The sequence below is a fragment of the Roseovarius sp. MBR-79 genome (genome assembly GCF_053628555.1).
The window spans coordinates 226367-241556 of the sequence record NZ_JBRJGP010000003.1 but is presented as its reverse complement, the minus strand read 5'-3'; the positions used below and the strand labels follow the sequence as shown (position 1 = coordinate 241556).

Sequence of the window (15190 nt, the reverse complement as noted above, 5' to 3'; positions counted from 1 at the left end):
TTGGCGATTGTTTATCCATCGCCGCCCTACCAGCCCGACAGCGTTGCAAGGTCGGCCACCGCCGTGCGGTTGATCCAGAGAGCCACCACGGCCACCACGCCCCCCAGCGTCATCATAGACGCGTCGTGGAGCGGGTCCCAGGCGCGCATCCGCCGCGCCAGCCAGACCGCGACGGGATAAGCCAGCAGCGAGGAGGCACCATAACCCAAGAGCGCGCCCAGAAGCCCGCCAAGATGCAGGCCAAGCAGCAGCATTGTCACCATCGAGCCGGCCATGGCCAGCCGGAGCAGGAAGTAGGACCGCGTATCACCCGCCGCCGGCGCGGCCTGATCATAGGTCATGACGATGATCTGGGGGATCTGCATGGCCGCCATCACCACCACCACTGCCCCCGCCATGGTGTAGCGGTCGTCATAGAGCATCTCCACCAGCCAGACGCCCGGAAAGGCGAGGGCCGCCGTCAGCCCGATAAGCCCCGTGGTCACGAGAAAGCGCATGCGACGCAGCTTGGCAAAGTTCTCCGCGCTCTCGCCCGGGGGCAGTTCACGGTAGATCGGAATGAGCAGGCGCTGCGTGAACATCTGGCCCAGCAGCATCGGGAAGGAGGCCAGGTAGAAGCCGATATTGTAGATCCCCAGCACCTCGAAGGAGAGCGCCTTGCCGAGAATGATCTTGTCGGACTGGATAAAGACAAAGCCGCATATCGTGCTGAGAAATATCCATTTTCCGAATTGCACCAACTCGCGCAAGGCTGTGCGTTCGATGCGCGGACGGTTGCGCGGATCGGGCAGGGCAAGGTGATAGAGGCCGAGCGCCAGCACCGAGCTTGCCACGCCCGAGACCACCAGCGCCCAGACCGACTGCCACCACCATGCCAGCGTCACGGCAAGCGCGATGCCCGCGATCTGCACGGTGAAATCGATCACCGTCAGCCGCCCCCATTGCAGATGCCGTTTGGCCGTCTCGATGGCCGTGGGGTTGAAGCCGGTGATCAGCAGCGACAGGCCCGCGACCGGCAGAATCTTCGCCAGCAGCGGTTCGGCGTAAAACTGGGCCAGCGGCCAGGCGAGCGCGCAGGCGACGGCAAAGAGCAGCCCGCCGCGCAGCGCCTGAATGGTCCAGGCGGTGTCGAGAAAGGCGCGGTCATCGCCGCGCTTGCTTTGCATGATGGCGGGGGTGATGCCGACATCGGAGAAGAGCATCAGCCCCTGAACGACCACGCTGACGATGGCCATGATCCCGAACGCCTCGGGGAAAAGCAGCCGCGCGAGAATGAGGTTCGAGGCCAGCCGCAGGAATTGCGCCCCGCCGAAGCCCAGCACCGTCAGCGCCGATGAGCGCAGAATGCGGGGCAGAAGCCCGGTGCCTGAAAAAAGGGCGGTGACGGCGCGCATGGGTTCTCTCGGCGTGGGTTGGCGGATGGCTTGGCGCATCATGGCGGCGGTTTTGGGGCGATTCTATTGAATTCGTGGAAAATTACGGCGGTAATTGGCGCGAGATCCTCGGATCAAGTCCGAGGATGACGCAGGTAACCGTCATCCTCCGGCTTGACCGGAGGATCTCTGGCTGGGCTTTGCCCATTACCGCCCCCGTGCCCAGCCCTTTGCCGGGCGCAGGCGGGCGGCGACGCGCACTGCCGCATAGGTGAGGCAGGCCAAGGGGTGCGCAAGCGCCGCACGCACAAGCCGCGCCCGCGCGCCGGGGCGCGGGTCGTCATTGGCCAGCAATGCGGGGTGGCGCGCGGCGATCTCGGCCACGCCCGCGTCCTGCCGCCGCCGCACCCGCACCAGTGCCGCCCAGCCCTCGACCACGGGCCAGCGATAGGGGGCCGCGACAAGATGGCGCTCGGCGGGCGCGAACATCAACCGCGCAAAGGTATCGTCGGAAATGACCCCTGGCCAGTCGCCCCAGCGGGCACGGCCCGCGCGGTTCATGGCGAACAGCCCGCAGCCCGGCACACCCGTGTGAAAGAACGGCACCGCGCGGTAGAAGCACGCATAAAGGCGGCTGGCGCGGCTTGCCGGATCAGGGATCACCACCTGACCGCTGCCATAGGCGGGCGCGGCCGTATCGAGCCTTGCGGCGAGTGCGGCCATGAGATCGCGGGACACGGTCACGTCGGCGTCGAGATAGGCCAGCACCACGCCCCGCGCCACCGCCTCGCCCGCGCCAAGCGCACGGGTCTTGCCGCCCTCGGGCAGGTCGAGCACGGTGAGCGGCCAGGCCCCGGCAACGGCGCGCATCGCCTCGGCCTCGGCTTGGGTCGCATCGGTGCAGCCATTGGCCACGACGATCGCCTCTGCCCCGCCCGCCACCGGATGACTGGCAAAGAGCGCGGCAAGGCACGGTCCGATCTGTCCTGCCTCGTCATGGGCGGGGATGATCACGCTCAACGTCGGGGGGGGGCGGTCGGTCAACGGTGCGTTTCTCTCGTGCTCTCGCCGCGCGCCTGTCCTGACGCGCCGCAACATGCTAGGCATAGCGCGCAACCGCCTGCAAACGGAACCGAAAATGACCGCGCCGCTGAACCTTGGCTATCTCGTGCCGCAGTTTCCGGGGCAAACGCATGTGTTCTTCTGGCGCGAGATTGCGGCGCTCGAGGCGCGCGGCGTGCGGGTGCATCTTTTCAGCACGCGGCTGCCGCCGCCGGGTCTCATCTCGCATGACTGGTCCGGGGCGGCGATGGCGCGCACCACCTATCTGGGCCGCGTCGCGCCGATGTGCGCGCTGGCGGGTCTGGTGCGCGCGCCGTGGCGCGCCGTGCTGGCCGAGGGCGCGGGCCGCGCGTTCCTGCGCGATGTGGTGCTGTCGCTGCCTGCTGCACGGGCGCTGATGGCCGAGGCGCGGGCGCGCGGCATCGCCCATGTCCACGCCCATTCCTGCGGGCGCGCGGCGCTCATCTGTGCGCTGGCGCGCGCCATGGGCGGGCCGCGCTACAGCCTGACGCTCCACGGGCCGCTGTCGGATTACGGCCCCGGTCAGGGTTTCAAATGGCGGGGGGCCGATTTCGCCACGGTGATCACGCGCAAGCTGCTGTCCGAGGTGCGCGCGGCCTTGGGGCCGGACCTGCCCGATGACGTGGTGGTGCAGCCGATGGGGGTCGATACGGACGGCTTCGTGCGCGAGGTGCCCTATCGTGCGCCCGAACCGGGCCGCCCGCTGCGCCTCTTTGCCTGCGGGCGGCTCAACGTGGTCAAGGGGCATCAGGATCTTTTGTCGGCGCTGCGCCTTCTGCTGGATCGCGGTGTGGCGGTCACGGTCGACATCGCCGGAGAGGATGATGCGGGCGGCCATGGCTACCGCGCCGAGTTGCAGGCGCATCTCGACGCGCTCGGGCTGGCGGGGCACGCGCGCCTTCTTGGCGCGGTGAGCGGTGACGAGGTGCGCGCGCGGCTGATGGCGGCGGATGTCTTCGCGCTGGCAAGCTGGCACGAGCCGCTCGGCGTCGCCTATATGGAGGCGATGGCGGCGGGCGTGCCGGTCATTGGCACCGATGCGGGCGGCGTGCGCGAACTGCTCACCGATGGCGAGACCGGCCTTCTGGTGCCGCCCAAAAACCCCGAGGCGCTGGCGGGTGCCATCGCGCGGCTTGCGGGCGATCCAAGCCTTTGCCTGCGGCTCTCGGCGGCGGGGCGCGCGCATGTCGTGGCAGGCTACGATTCGGCGCGCGGGGCCGAGGCGCTCATTGCCGGGATCACTCGTGCCGCAGACGCGCGCGCAGCCGTGCCCAGCCACCGGGGCTGAGCGGGACCGAGGCGGCGAACCCGGCAACGAACCCCGCCACATCGGCAACCCATGTGGGTGCCGCCCCGAACAGAAGCGCAAAGACCAGTTGCAGCCCCATCAGCACGCCGATGAGGGTGAAGGCGCGCGCCTGATTGGCCCCGACCTGCCCCAGCCGCAGCCAGAGCACATAGGTAAACCCGCCGATGAGGCCATAGACACCCGGAAAAGCCCCGATAAGCCAGGGCTGTTGCCCCGGAAGAAGCGCATAGACAAGCGCCCCCGCCACGGTCGAGACGGCAAAGAGCGCCAGCACCGCCCAGTGGCGGAACACCTCGGCCAGAAACTTGCCCATGGCGAGGATCAGCACTCCGGCAAAGAGCGCATGGGTAAAGCTGCCATGGACAAAAGCATAGGTGACAAGGCGGCGCAGATGCTCCAGCGGGTATTGCCCGGTCTCGATCATCCACGCGAGGACCTGCCCGTGAAAGCCGTAATCCTCGATCGCGCCCGCGCGCCAGCCCACGGCCCCCGGCCCGCCGATGAGGCCCCGCGCGCCCAGGGTAAATGCCGCCTCGACCCCGATGATGACCACAAACAGCACCAGCGCGAAGGGCGGCACCGGGTTGAGGGGGCTGGGATCGTCGCGCATGGCCGCTCTCCTTGACGGGGATTGGCGGCATGGGTAAGCGAGGCGGGCAGAGAAATCCACCACGGAGTGAGCCTATGACCGAGGCGGCCTTTACCCCGCGCGTCTTTTCGGGAATCCAGCCCTCGGGCAACCTGCACCTGGGCAACTATCTGGGCGCGCTCAAACGCTTTGCCGAGGCGCAGGAGCGGGGCATCGAGACGCTCTATTGCATGGTGGACCTGCACGCCGTCACCGTCTGGCAGGACCCCGCCGATCTCGCGCGCGCCACGCGCGAACTGGCGGCGGGCTTCATCGCCTCGGGCCTCGATCCCGCGCGCTCGATCCTGTTCAACCAGTCCCAGGTGGCCGAGCACAGCCAACTGGCCTGGGTGTTCAACTGCGTCGCGCGCATGGGCTGGATGCAGCGGATGACGCAGTTCAAGGACAAGGCGGGCAAGAACGCGCAAAACGCCTCCTTGGGCCTTTTCGCCTATCCCGCGCTGATGGCCGCCGATATCCTTGCCTATCACGCCACCCATGTGCCGGTGGGCGAGGATCAGAAACAGCATATCGAGCTCACGCGCGACATCGCCATGAAGTTCAACCACGATTACGGGGTAGAGTTCTTTCCCATCCCCGAGCCGGTGATCGAGGGCGCGGGCACGCGCGTCATGTCCCTGCGCGACGGCACCAAAAAGATGTCGAAATCCGATCCCTCGGATATGAGCCGGATCAACCTCATCGACGATGCCGACACGATTTCGAAGAAGATCCGCAAGGCCAAGACCGACCCCGAGCCGCTGCCGTCGGAGGTCGCGGGGCTGGAGGACCGGCCCGAGGCGCGCAACCTCGTCAATATCTACGCGGCGCTCGCGGATATGAGCGTGGATCAGGTCATGGCCGAGGCGGGTGGCCGCGCGTTTTCCGAGTTCAAGCCGCGGCTCGCCGATCTGGCGGTGGAGCGCCTCGCGCCCATCTCGGCGGAAATGGCGCGGCTGATGCAGGACCAGGCCGAGATCGACCGCATCCTGGCCGACGGCGCGGACCGCGCCCGCACCATCGCCGCCCCGATCCTCGACCGCACCTACGCGATCATGGGCATGGTCGGCGCGCGGCGGGGGTAGGGGGCCACCTCGGTGCCGCGCCGCCACCGTGGCCGCGCTCGCCCGTGACGGCGCGCTGTTCATGAACGGGACCGGGGCGACTGACCCCGCTTCGGACGCAGCTCTCGATCCTGACACGGGGAGCATCTGACGCGACCGAGCGGACGGCCGCCGGAGTGCTGCCCCTCGCGGATCATCCGCCTCGCACCGCTGGTGCCGATCGGAAGGCCCCGGGACTCGGCCTATGCCGCCCATTCCCAGGGCCGCACGAACTGACCGAGGACGTGGCCCATGGCCTCTTCGTCCACCTCGCCCTTGCGCGACACCTGTGCCACCAGCCCGCGCTTCTTGTCATCGACCACGTTCGTCACGCGCGCGGCGATTCCCGCCTCCTCGAGAGCGGCGTTGTAGATGCGCGTGATCGCGCGCTTGCGCAGGTCGGGCTTGAACACCTTGCCGACGGCGGTCTTGGGCAATTCGTCCAGCACCTCGATATATTTCGGTTGCGCCGCGCGCTCATGAACATGGACCTTGCAATGCTCCAGCAGTTCCTCGCCGCTCGCCGTGGCCCCCGCCACGAGCTCGACATAGGCGCAGGGCATTTCGCCGGAATGGGCGTCGGGCTGGCCGATGGCCCCGGCCATGGCGACGGCGGGATGCGTCATCAGCGCCTCCTCGATCTCGGCGGGGTCGATATTGTGGCCGCCGCGAATGATCAGGTCCTTGGCGCGCCCGGTGATCCAGAGATAGCCGTCACCGTCGAGCCGCCCCAGATCGCCCGTGCGCAGGTATTTGTCATAATGGTAAAGCGACTTGTTCTTGTCGATCTCGGTATAGGTGTTCCCGGCATAAACGCCGGGGTTGGAGATGCAGATCTCGCCCACCTCGTCCACGGCGCAATCGATCGGGCCATGGGGCGTTTCCTTGATGATGCGCACATCCGTGTAGGGAAAGGGGAGACCGACCGAGCCCACCTTTTTGGCGCCACCCGGCGGGTTGGACGAGACCAGACAGGTCGCCTCGGTCAGGCCGTAGGCCTCGATGATGGTCATCCCCGTCGCCTTCTCGAACCGGTTGAACAGTTCCAGCGGCATCGGGGCCGATCCGGAAATCGCATTCTTGACGGTCGAGATGTCGGCATCCACCTTGCGTTGCATCAGCACGGCGGCGGCGGTCGGCACGGTGACGATGAACGTGGTCTTGTAGCGTTCGCACAGCTTCCAGAAATTGTCGAACACCCCCTCGCCGCGATAGCCCGCAGGCGTCGGAAAGACGACATGCGCGCCGGATTTGATCATCGACATCAGAACGGCCTGACAGGCCATGACGTGAAACAGCGGCAGCGGGCACATCACGCTGTCCGTCTCACGGAACAGGACAGCCTCCCCCAGCCAGCCGTTATAGACCATGCCGGAATACTTGTGCTGCGCGACCTTGGGCATTCCGGTGGTGCCGCCGGTGTGGAAATAGGCGGCGATGCGGTCGCCCGTGCTGTCGGCAAAGCCCAGGTTCTTGGGTTGGGCTGCCATGCTCTTGTTGAAATCGCGCGCGTCGGCATGGTGCTGCACCGGGTTCTTGGGGCGCACCAGCGGCACGATCCAGCTTTTCGGCGGGGTGAGGTAGCGGTTGAGGTCGATTTCCAGAACGGTATGGACAGCCGGCGCATGGCGCACCGCCTCGGCGGTCTTTTGCGCGATGTCGGTCTTGGGGAAGGCCTTGAGCGTCACGACCACCTTGGCGCCCGTTTCGCGCAGGATGGCGCTGATCTGTTCGGGTTCCAGCAGCGGGTTGATCGGGTTGACGATCCCGGCGATGGCCGCGCCAAGGGTTGCCACCGCCGTCTCGATCGTGTTGGGCAGGACCAGGGCAACCACATCCCCCTCGCCGATCTTGAGGCTGCGAAACAGGTTGGCCGCCTGGCAGCACTGATCGTGGAACTGCTTCCAGGTGAGGGTCACGGCCTTGTCCGTCGGGCCGGAAAGAAGCTGATAGCTGATCGCCGGACGATCAGGATGGGCGCGCGCCGTGGCGCTCAGCAACTGGTAGAGGGTCATAGGGGTGTCGCGCGCCTCCCACGGCATCTCATTCTGAATGTCGAGCGCGTCCTGCCGCGAGGTGAACGTCATGGCCTTTCCTCCCTTTGCTCCGCGCCTCTCCCTGCGCGGATTTTCCCGTTCGCGGCAGAATGTGCGGGAAAGGGGCGCGGCGCAAGATTTACGCTGCGTTTTGGGACGATGGCGAAAGCCATCTTGCGCGCGTCACCCTCGGACCTGATCCGAGGGTCTCTTGCGACACGGGATCCTCCGGTCAAGTCGGAGGATGACGGGCACCCCGGGCGCGGTGCCGGTCCTGGCCGGAGACGGCAGGCGACGTTCCGATAAAAACAGTCAGAAATACAGGTTGACTCTTTTTGTCGGAATTGCCAGAAACGCTCAGGCAACCAACCCGGACAAACGGAGCCTTCCATGACCCCGATCAAGACCCTTCTCGGCGCAACCGCCCTTCTGGCGCTGGCCGCTCCTGCCCTCGCGCAGGAGGTGAACCTTTATTCCAGCCGCCATTATGACAGCGATGACGCGCTCTATGCCGCCTTCACCGAGGCCACCGGCATCAGGATCAACCGTATCGAGGCCGAGGCCAACGAGCTTGTCCAGCGGATGAAGGCCGAGGGGGCCAATAGCCCGGCGGATGTGTTCATGACCGTGGACGTGGGCAATATCGCCCGCGCCGAGGAGGCGGGCCTGCTTCAGCCTTTCACATCGGCGGTGATCGAGGCCAACGTGCCCGCCCATCTGCGCCACCCCGACAACCTCTGGACCGGGCTCTCGCAGCGCGCGCGGATCATCTTCTATGCGCGTGACCGGGTGGCGAACCCGCCGCAGACCTATGAGGCGCTGGCCGATCCGGCCTACAAGGGGCAGGTCTGCATCCGCTCCTCGTCGAACATCTATAACCAGTCGCTGCTGGCCTCGATCATCGAGATCAACGGGGCCGACGCAGCGAAATCATGGGCCGAGGGCGTTGTCGCCAACATGGCGCGGCCACCGCAGGGTGGCGATACCGATCAGTTGCGCGGGATCGTCTCGGGGGAATGCGACATTGCCGTGGCCAACACCTATTACTATGCGCGCGGTCTTGCCGGCGATGTCGAGGGGCTGACCAGCGGTATCGACGGGATCGGCTGGGTCTGGCCCAACCAGGACGGGCGCGGCGCGCATGTCAACCTTGTCGCGGCAGGCATTGCGGCCAACGCCCCCAACAAGGAAGAGGCGACCGCCCTGCTGGAATTTCTCGCCAGCGAGGCCGCGCAAAAGCAGTTCGCCGAGGCCAATAACGAATACCCGGTTCTGTCCGGCGTCGCACCCGACACGCATGTGACGGCCATGGGCGACTTCAAGGCCGATACCGAGACGCCGACCGCTTCCTTTGCCACCCATGCGGCAGAGGCGCAGACGATCTTCAACGCGGTCGGCTGGAACTGAGGCGAATTGCGCGCATCGCTTTTCTGACCTAGGGTCGGGTTCTCCAACAGGAGCCCGGCCCTTTCGCATGACCTCCGTCCGGCTACGCCTGCTCATCCTTGCGCTGCTGCCGCTGGTGGTGCTGATGCCTGCGCTTCTGGCGCTGGCCATCGGGCGCTGGTCGTCCAATTACGACGCGCTTCTGATCACCAATGTGGAAACCGATCTGCGGGTGGCCGATCAATATGTGCAGCGCATCCTGACCACGACGGGGGGCGATGTGACGGCGCTGGCGGGATCGCTACGCTTTGACGGGGCGCTGCGCGAGACGCCCGACGGCCTGTCTCGCTTTCTTGCGCGGGAACGCACGGCTCTCGGACTTGATTTTCTCTACTACCTGCCGCTTGACGCCGCGCAGAAGGACTGGCCGCAGAAGGACTGGCCGGTGATCGCCACAGCCCTTGCCGGACGGCCCTCCACCGAGATCGACATTTTCCCCGCCGATACCCTCGCCGCCCTGCCCGGGACCGGCGCGGCGCTGGCCGAGCGCGCCCGCGTGCCGCTCATTCCGACGCAGGCCGCCGTGCCGACCACCCGCAGCATCGAGGATCGCGGCATGGTCGTGCACAGCGCGACGCCCGTCACCACGTCGGGGCGCGAGGGGGTTCTGGTGGGGGGCGTCCTGCTCAACCGCAACCTCGACTTCATCGACACGATCAACGCGCTGGTCTATCAGGACACGGGCCGCGCGGGGGCGCGGCAGGGCACGGCCACGCTCTTTCTGGAGGATGTGCGCGTCTCGACCAATGTGCGCCTCTTCGAGGGCGCGCGCGCGCTCGGCACCCGCGTCTCGGCAGCGGTGCGCGGTGCCGTTCTGGACGAGGGGCGGACCTGGCTCGACAGCGCCTTTGTCGTCAATGACTGGTATATCTCGGCCTATCGTCCGATCATCGACAGTTTCGGCGCGCGGGTCGGGATGCTTTATGTCGGCTATCTCCAGGCGCCGTTCGATGCCGCGCGGAGAAACGCCTATATTCTTGTGTTTGCGGCATTTATTGCGGTTCTTGTGATCAGCGTTCCGCTGTTTCTGCGGCTCGCGCGCAATATCTTCGCGCCGCTCGAGCGGATGACGCAGACCATGGCGCGGGTCGAGGCGGGCGATCTGGAGGCACGGATCGGCTCTGTGCCTTCCCGCGACGAGATCGGCACCGTGGCCGCCCATCTCGACAGCCTGCTCGATCAGGTGCAGGAGCGCGACCGCGCCCTGCGCGCCTGGAACGAGGAACTGAACGCGCGGGTGGACGAGCGCACCGCCGAATTGCGCGAGGCCAATGCCAAGCTGGAGAGCACCTATCAACAGCTTGTCATGTCAGAAAAGCTCGCCTCCATCGGCGAGATCACGGCGGGTGTGGCGCATGAGATCAACAATCCGGCGGCGGTCATTCAAGGCAATCTTGACGTGATCCGCCAGACCCTCGGCGAGGCCGCCGCCCCCGTCGCGCATGAGCTGGGGCTGATCGACCGGCAGGTGGCCCGGATCAGCGCCATCGTCGGCAAGCTGCTGCAATTCGCCCGACCCACCGACTTCGGCACATTCGAAGAGGACGTGGATCTGGGCCAGGTGCTGCGCGATTGCCTCGTGCTGGTGGATCATGTCCTTTCCAAGGCCGATATCGCGGTAAAGATCACCGCGACCCCCGGCACGCCGCTCGTCACCATCAACCCCGGCGAGTTGCAGCAGGTGATCATCAACCTTGTCACCAACGCCGCGCAGGCGATGAAGGGGGGCGGGCGGCTGGCCATCTCGACCGGGCCTCAGGCACGTGAGGGGCGGGCAGGTGCCGCGCTGATCGTGACCGATAGCGGGCCGGGCATCGCCCCTGACAAGATCGGATCGGTGTTCGATCCGTTCTTCACCACCAAGCCGGGCGAGGGCACGGGCCTTGGCCTGTCGGTCAGCCAGACGCTGATCCGGCAGGCGGGCGGGAACATCACGGTGCGTAACCGCGCCCAGGGCGGGGCCGAGTTCACCGTCTGGCTGCCCGCTCAGAGAGGGTGAGCGCCCCGCCTATCGCCGCAGCGGCACCACCTTGGCCTGTGAATGGTTGGCGTAGGTGTCCCATGTTGGCTCGTAATGCTCGGCCTGATTGCCCCACACCTCCCAGCCCGGCCGCGGGCCGCGCGCGAACATTTCCAGCCGCGCGCCGAAGCTGCACCGCTCGATCAGGTCGTATTGTTCGTCGGGCTTGCGGCTATGCTCGCGCTTCTGGGTGCAGAGGATATTCTCCTGAGAGCGCCCCGGTGCCAGCGTTCGGGCATTCTTGCCGCGCACACCGAAAAGCAGCACCTCGGTGACGTTTCGGAAATAGAACCCCACGCCGCGCCGATCCGGCCCGCCATCCTTGCGGGTTTTATACCAGATTATGTTGCTCTTGTATTTGAAGCCCCAATGCTCCATCACCTTGAGTCCATCAGGTAGAAGCGCATTGGGAACCCAGAGATACAGATGCGCCGGATCGCCCGCCACTGCCTCGACCGGCAAATCACAGATATCGTCGAGCGTCATCGTGGGATAGCGCGAGAGGCGTTTATGCTCAGGCGCCATTTTGCCGGTGCGATTCTGGAACTGCCATGGCGGATCGGCCAGGATCGTCTGGAACTTGCGCCCCGCCGTGAAGCTCAGGAAATCGGCGTTCGCATCGTTCATCAGTCGTTCTCCCGGTAAAGCGCCGCCGTGATCCCGAAGACCAGAAGCGGGCAGCCCGCCGCCCCGCCCCCTTCGATCTTCGGCAAAAGCTTGGACATGTGGGTTGTCGAGGCCCCGTAGGATGATCCTCGCCCGATTTCCTTGAAAATTCGTTGCAACTCGTCCGCGCGCGTGACGATCACCCCGACGCTGACGGCGCGCAGATCGAATAAAAGGCGGAAGTTGTTGAGATCACGGTCGAAAAACGGATCCTTGTTGTTCCACTCGATCTCAAGGGCCACGCCGTTACGATAGCAGTCGATTTGGTGAGTCGGCGAATCAAGCCTTTCCCCGTCGAGCATGACACCGGTCTCGAACTTCTTCTCCGTCCATCCGCGCTTGTAAAGAAACTTGTCGATAAAATCCGAAACCCTCGATTTGCTGCCGCCGCCCGTAGCTATCCAAGAGCGACGCAGACGAAAGGCGTGCAGCATATCGAGAATATCAGCCCACTCCGCTGGGAAATCCTGCGACAGGATTGCGCTCGCGTGCTTCCACTCGTGGCACTGGTAGTGCTCCCAAATGAAATCGCCCACGCGTTCCCGCAACATCTTGGCTCTCCTCGCTGAACCCCTACCATAGATTGCGCTTGGCCGTCCCGCAATCGCAAAGCCGCCCAAGCGCGACACCACCTTGACCAAACCCCCTTTCCCATACATATGCCAAAGTCATGACACCGCTCTCACATATCCGCAATTTCTCGATCGTGGCGCATATCGACCACGGCAAATCCACCCTTGCCGACCGGTTGATCCAGTCGACCGGGACGGTGCAGGATCGGGACATGAAAGAGCAGATGCTCGACGCCATGGATATCGAGCGCGAGCGGGGCATCACGATCAAGGCCAACACCGTGCGCATCGACTACACCGCGCAGGATGGCGAGACCTATGTGCTCAACCTCATCGACACGCCGGGCCATGTGGATTTCGCCTATGAGGTCAGCCGCTCAATGCGCGCGGTCGAGGGCAGCCTTCTGGTGGTCGACAGCACCCAAGGCGTCGAGGCGCAGACGCTGGCCAATGTCTATCAGGCGATCGACGCGGGCCACGAGATCGTGCCCGTGCTCAACAAGATCGACCTGCCCGCGTCGGAATGTGACCGCGTGGCCGAGCAGATCGAGGACGTGATCGGCATCGACGCAAGCGGTGCGATCCGCGTCTCGGCTAAGACCGGCGTGGGCATCCCCGAAACGCTGGAGGCCATCGTTAAGCTTTTGCCCGCACCCAAGGGCGACGAGGCGGCCCCCCTCAAGGCAATGCTGGTCGATAGCTGGTATGACGCCTATCTCGGCGTGGTCGTGCTGGTGCGGATCATGGACGGGCGCCTCAAGCGCGGCGACCGCATCCGCATGATCCAGACCGGGGCCACCTACAATGTCGAGCGCATCGGCGTGTTCCGCCCGCAGATGGAAAAGGTCGAGAGCCTCGGCCCCGGCGAGATCGGCTTCATCACCGCTTCGATCAAGCAGGTGCGCGACACCCGGGTAGGCGACACGATCACCCATGAAAAACGCCCCTGCGCCAAGGCCCTGCCGGGCTTCAAGCCCTCGGTGCCGGTGGTTTTCTGCGGGCTTTTCCCGGTCGATTCGGCGCAGTTCGACGACATGCGCGACGCCATCGAGAAGCTGGCGCTGAACGACGCCTCGTTCAGCTACGAGATGGAAAGTTCGGCCGCGCTCGGCTTTGGCTTTCGGTGCGGGTTTCTCGGCCTGCTGCATCTCGAGGTGATCCGCGACCGGATCGAGCGCGAATATGACATCGAGCTGATCACCACCGCGCCGTCGGTGGTCTATCACCTTCACATGAAGGACGGCACGATGCGGGAGTTGCACAACCCCGCCGACATGCCCGATCCCTCGCATGTCGAGCGTATCGAAGAGCCGCGCATCAAGGCCACGATCATGGTGCCGGATGAATATCTGGGCGATGTGCTCAAGCTCTGTCAGGACCGGCGCGGTATCCAGATGGACCTGACCTATGCCGGCAGCCGCGCCATGGCGGTCTATGACCTGCCCTTGAACGAGGTTGTGTTCGATTTCTACGACCGGCTGAAATCGGTGACCAAGGGCTATGCCAGCTTTGACTATCAGCTTGAGGGCTACCGCGAGGACAAGCTGGTCAAGATGCAGGTGCTGGTGAATGACGAGCCGGTGGACGCGCTTTCCATGATGGTGCACCGTGACCGGGCAGAGATGCGCGGGCGCGCCATGTGCGAGAAGTTGAAGGACCTGATCCCGCGCCACATGTTCAAGATCCCCATTCAGGCAGCAATCGGCGGCAAGGTCATCGCGCGCGAGACGCTCTCGGCGCTGCGCAAGGACGTGACGGCGAAATGCTACGGCGGGGATGCGACGCGGAAAAAGAAGCTCTTGGAAAAGCAGAAGGCCGGCAAGAAGAAGATGCGCCAGTTCGGCAAGGTCGACATCCCGCAAGAGGCGTTCATCTCGGCGTTGAAGATGGATTCCTAGAGCTTTTCGCCGTAACGGCGAAAAGCTCTGGCGCGCGTGCGAGCCGCAAGACCCTATGCCCTGTAAGGGGCTCAGGATTCGACGGCGGTTTCGAGGGCCTGGCCGGCATCCTGAACGTCGCGGCCCGCCCCCTGGATGGTTTCGCAGGCGGTCAGGCCAAGGCAGGCCACAAGGCCGATAAACATCATGCGCATGGTTGATTTCTCCGGTTTGATTGGGTCTTGCCACATGCGGTGCGCATGGCGACAAGGGCGCGTCCCGGACCGTGATCCGACCGCGGGAGCAAACTGCGACACTCTGCCTATGCGAGGGCGAATACAACCGCTGATTTCAATGTCAGCGCATAATCGCTGATACTCGGGGTCCAGGATTCAGGACGGGAGAAAGAAATCAGCGGTGTGTCATCATGATCGCGCTGCACCCGTCGGGTAAGATGCGCCCGCTCCTTGCTTGCCGGTCGACCCCCATGATCGCGGCCTGAGCTGATTGGCTCGGTCGTCTCTCCCGCGGCATTCTGGAGAGTATCCCACAGCGTGATGTAGCTTCGTGCTGAGGTGGTCGCGTATTGCAAAAAGTAAGATCAAATCGCCTTGGCGTATCGTCGTCGGACGCTGCCTCGCTTATCGAGCGGGAGAAGGTTGAAACGATCATGCGCAGCCTGCACACCTGACCATCAGACATATTCTCGATCGCACACCGCCTGCCATCAGGCTTTGAAACGGATTTATGCGTCCACTTCATGTCTGCGATATTCACAGACCGATTTTTGTCGAAAAGTCGGTCTTTGGATGTTGACCAACACATATTTTATTGGGTTTTTTGGTGACCCCGACAGGATTCGAACCTGTAACCTGCCCCTTAGGAGGGGGCTGCTCTATCCAGTTGAGCCACGGGGCCGCCGGTGACTGATTAGCGGCTTTGGCGGTGTTTGTCATCGGCGGATTGCGCCGGTGCGCGATTGAAAGGGGACCGTAGCGAAAGGACGCCCGAAGCACCACACCTCCCGCTTCCGTCCGCGAGGATTGTGGCCCGAAGCGGCTCATTGGGGCTTGGGGT

12 protein-coding genes and 1 tRNA gene are annotated in these 15190 nt (G+C 64.9%); 5 read left to right on the top strand and 8 right to left on the bottom strand.

What is annotated here, in order from left to right:
* Window positions 1-26: 26 nt before the first annotated feature.
* Both ACSSV8_RS04695 and ACSSV8_RS04690 read right to left on the bottom strand, forming a co-directional pair.
* The gene (locus tag ACSSV8_RS04695) at window positions 27-1394 is read right to left on the bottom strand and encodes an oligosaccharide flippase family protein (protein WP_354539104.1); all 1368 of its coding nucleotides are present in this window, start codon (window positions 1392-1394) and stop codon (window positions 27-29) included.
* Window positions 1395-1580: 186 nt separating this feature from the next.
* Window positions 1581-2417 carry a glycosyltransferase family 2 protein gene (locus ACSSV8_RS04690; protein ID WP_454281661.1) on the bottom strand — a complete coding sequence of 279 codons (837 nt, stop codon included), beginning with the start codon at window positions 2415-2417 and terminating at the stop codon, window positions 1581-1583.
* Between the two features lie 94 nt (window positions 2418-2511).
* Here ACSSV8_RS04690 and epsE point away from each other — a divergent pair, with 94 nt between their 5' ends.
* The gene (gene epsE, locus ACSSV8_RS04685; RefSeq protein ID WP_454281660.1) at window positions 2512-3744 is read left to right on the top strand and encodes an exopolysaccharide biosynthesis GT4 family glycosyltransferase EpsE; all 1233 of its coding nucleotides are present in this window, start codon (window positions 2512-2514) and stop codon (window positions 3742-3744) included.
* Here epsE and ACSSV8_RS04680 read toward each other — a convergent pair.
* Window positions 3695-4375: a rhomboid family intramembrane serine protease gene (locus tag ACSSV8_RS04680; RefSeq protein ID WP_354539101.1), complete on the bottom strand. Its 681-nt coding sequence runs from the start codon at window positions 4373-4375 to the stop codon at window positions 3695-3697. The genes epsE and ACSSV8_RS04680 overlap by 50 nt on opposite strands.
* A 74-nt stretch (window positions 4376-4449) precedes the next feature.
* Between ACSSV8_RS04680 and trpS the strand changes: the two genes are divergently transcribed.
* Window positions 4450-5478: a tryptophan--tRNA ligase gene (gene trpS, locus ACSSV8_RS04675; RefSeq protein ID WP_454281659.1), complete on the top strand. Its 1029-nt coding sequence runs from the start codon at window positions 4450-4452 to the stop codon at window positions 5476-5478.
* 221 nt (window positions 5479-5699) lie between these two features.
* Here the strand turns inward: trpS and ACSSV8_RS04670 are convergent, their stop codons facing one another.
* Complete coding sequence (locus ACSSV8_RS04670; RefSeq protein ID WP_454281658.1) at window positions 5700-7583, bottom strand: acyl-CoA synthetase; 1884 nt, start codon at window positions 7581-7583, stop codon at window positions 5700-5702.
* A gap of 339 nt (window positions 7584-7922) precedes the next feature.
* Between ACSSV8_RS04670 and ACSSV8_RS04665 the strand changes: the two genes are divergently transcribed.
* Window positions 7923-8939 carry a Fe(3+) ABC transporter substrate-binding protein gene (locus tag ACSSV8_RS04665; RefSeq protein WP_454281657.1) on the top strand — a complete coding sequence of 339 codons (1017 nt, stop codon included), beginning with the start codon at window positions 7923-7925 and terminating at the stop codon, window positions 8937-8939.
* A 67-nt stretch (window positions 8940-9006) separates the two neighbouring features.
* Complete coding sequence (locus ACSSV8_RS04660) at window positions 9007-10977, top strand: sensor histidine kinase (RefSeq protein ID WP_454281656.1); 1971 nt, start codon at window positions 9007-9009, stop codon at window positions 10975-10977.
* A 9-nt stretch (window positions 10978-10986) separates the two neighbouring features.
* Here ACSSV8_RS04660 and ACSSV8_RS04655 read toward each other — a convergent pair whose 3' ends face one another.
* Together ACSSV8_RS04655 and ACSSV8_RS04650 are read right to left on the bottom strand one after the other, a co-directional pair.
* Entirely contained in the window at window positions 10987-11625 is a 639-nt protein-coding gene (locus ACSSV8_RS04655) for an MT-A70 family methyltransferase (RefSeq protein WP_354539096.1), read from the bottom strand.
* Entirely contained in the window at window positions 11625-12215 is a 591-nt protein-coding gene (locus ACSSV8_RS04650; RefSeq protein ID WP_454281655.1) for a BglII/BstYI family type II restriction endonuclease, read from the bottom strand. The genes ACSSV8_RS04655 and ACSSV8_RS04650 overlap by 1 nt, the downstream gene beginning before the upstream one ends.
* Window positions 12216-12334: 119 nt before the next feature.
* Here ACSSV8_RS04650 and lepA point away from each other — a divergent pair, with 119 nt between their 5' ends.
* Window positions 12335-14134, top strand: coding sequence for a translation elongation factor 4 (lepA, locus tag ACSSV8_RS04645; protein ID WP_454281654.1), 1800 nt, complete (start codon window positions 12335-12337; stop codon window positions 14132-14134).
* A gap of 71 nt (window positions 14135-14205) precedes the next feature.
* On the opposite strand, the gene ACSSV8_RS04640 is transcribed toward lepA, so the two are convergent.
* Together ACSSV8_RS04640 and ACSSV8_RS04635 are read right to left on the bottom strand one after the other, a co-directional pair.
* The gene (locus ACSSV8_RS04640) at window positions 14206-14328 is read right to left on the bottom strand and encodes an entericidin A/B family lipoprotein (RefSeq protein ID WP_354539093.1); all 123 of its coding nucleotides are present in this window, start codon (window positions 14326-14328) and stop codon (window positions 14206-14208) included.
* Between the two features lie 626 nt (window positions 14329-14954).
* A tRNA-Arg gene (locus ACSSV8_RS04635) sits at window positions 14955-15031 on the bottom strand.
* Window positions 15032-15190: the final 159 nt, after the last annotated feature.

Bases quoted from the DNA above. Each gene is read 5' to 3' on its own strand.
- ACSSV8_RS04680 (WP_354539101.1), bottom strand. From the start codon at position 4,375: ATGCGCGACGATCCCAGCCCCCTCAACCCGGTGCCGCCCTTCGCGCTG.
- trpS (WP_454281659.1), top strand. From the start codon at position 4,450: ATGACCGAGGCGGCCTTTACCCCGCGCGTCTTTTCGGGAATCCAGCCC.
- ACSSV8_RS04650 (WP_454281655.1), bottom strand. From the start codon at position 12,215: ATGTTGCGGGAACGCGTGGGCGATTTCATTTGGGAGCACTACCAGTGC.
- ACSSV8_RS04695 (WP_354539104.1), bottom strand. From the start codon at position 1,394: ATGCGCGCCGTCACCGCCCTTTTTTCAGGCACCGGGCTTCTGCCCCGC.
- ACSSV8_RS04660 (WP_454281656.1), top strand. From the start codon at position 9,007: ATGACCTCCGTCCGGCTACGCCTGCTCATCCTTGCGCTGCTGCCGCTG.
- ACSSV8_RS04655 (WP_354539096.1), bottom strand. From the start codon at position 11,625: ATGAACGATGCGAACGCCGATTTCCTGAGCTTCACGGCGGGGCGCAAG.
- epsE (WP_454281660.1), top strand. From the start codon at position 2,512: ATGACCGCGCCGCTGAACCTTGGCTATCTCGTGCCGCAGTTTCCGGGG.
- ACSSV8_RS04665 (WP_454281657.1), top strand. From the start codon at position 7,923: ATGACCCCGATCAAGACCCTTCTCGGCGCAACCGCCCTTCTGGCGCTG.
- ACSSV8_RS04670 (WP_454281658.1), bottom strand. From the start codon at position 7,583: ATGACGTTCACCTCGCGGCAGGACGCGCTCGACATTCAGAATGAGATG.
- ACSSV8_RS04640 (WP_354539093.1), bottom strand. From the start codon at position 14,328: ATGCGCATGATGTTTATCGGCCTTGTGGCCTGCCTTGGCCTGACCGCC.
- lepA (WP_454281654.1), top strand. From the start codon at position 12,335: ATGACACCGCTCTCACATATCCGCAATTTCTCGATCGTGGCGCATATC.